Genomic DNA, 661 nt, shown 5'->3' with positions numbered 1-661 from the left:
CGGCTCGTCGTGGGGCTCGATGAACTTCAGCCCGTTCACCAACTGGTCGGAGATGGCCTCGGCCAGCCAGAACGCCATGAACCAGGGCACCGTCGCGCCCACCCTGTTCTACTTCGCCCCCCGCAACATCTGGGTCCTGACCTACCAGTGGGGCGGCACCGCGTTCTCCTACAAGACCTCGTCCGACCCCACCAACCCCAACGGCTGGTCCTCGGCGCAACCCCTGTTCACCGGCAGCATCTCCGGCTCCGGCACCGGCCCCATCGACCAGACGATCATCGGCGACAGCCAGAACATGTACCTCTTCTTCGCCGGTGACAACGGCAAGATCTACCGCGCCAGCATGCCGATCGGCAACTTCCCCGGCAACTTCGGCTCCAACTACACCACCATCATGAGCGACAGCACGAACAACCTGTTCGAAGCCGTCCAGGTCTACAAACTCCAAGGACAGACCCGCTACCTCATGATCGTCGAAGCCATCGGCTCCCAGGGCCGCTACTTCCGCTCCTTCACCGCCACCAGCCTGAACGGCTCCTGGACCCCCAACGCCGCCACCGAAAGCAACCCCTTCGCCGGCAAAGCCAACAGCGGCGCCACCTGGACCAACGACATCAGCCACGGCGAACTCATCCGCACCACCGCCGACCAGACCTTCACC

The 661-nt window shown here is 64.0% G+C and carries 1 protein-coding gene; it reads left to right on the top strand.

The genetic code is table 11. The annotated features are described in order from the left end of the window. A partial coding sequence (locus SM450_RS31060; RefSeq protein ID WP_474623333.1) for a non-reducing end alpha-L-arabinofuranosidase family hydrolase occupies positions 1-661 on the top strand: 661 nt, incomplete at both ends.

This window comes from Micromonospora marincola (assembly GCF_056150385.1).
Note: the sequence above shows the minus strand (reverse complement) of the source record. Positions and strands in the feature narration are given on the sequence as shown.